A 523-nucleotide genomic window follows, 5' to 3' on the forward strand; every position below is an offset into this window, starting at 1 on the left:
TCTCGGGTTTGGACGAATTGGGCATCTATTCGATGGCAGTCAGCTTTGGTGCCGTCGCCTTGATTTTCCAAAGTGTGTTTTCCACTATTTGGGCGCCTTTGGTGTTCAAATGGGTAGAAGAAAAAACCAATCTGGATAAAATCGGCGACATCACGCTTTCCATGACCGTCCTCATCAGCGCAATGATTTGCCTCATTGGGATTTTCTCGCCGATGGTGACCTGGATACTGCCGGAAAAATACACGCAGGTTCAATTTATCCTGCTCTCGTGTATGCTCTTCCCCCTGTTTTACACGCTGACCGAAGTCAGCGGCATCGGTTTGAACGTTGTCCGCTCAACTTGGCTGATTACCGTCATCAACATCGTTGCCTTTATCGCCAATACCGCCCTGCTCTATCTGCTGGTACCGAAATTCGGTGCAAAAGGTGCGGCTATGGCCAGCGCAACGGCTTTTTGGCTGTTTTTCATCTTTAAAACCGAATTCTCTTCACGCCTGTGGCAGCCTTTGCCGCGCCTGAAGAT

1 protein-coding gene is annotated in these 523 nt (G+C 49.5%); it reads left to right on the plus strand.

The window, feature by feature from the left end:
• On the plus strand, positions 1-523 hold a 523-nt coding region (locus ACTHUM_RS18540), incomplete at both ends, for a lipopolysaccharide biosynthesis protein (RefSeq protein WP_440403759.1).

This window comes from Neisseria sp. P0021.S006, from assembly GCF_051956895.1.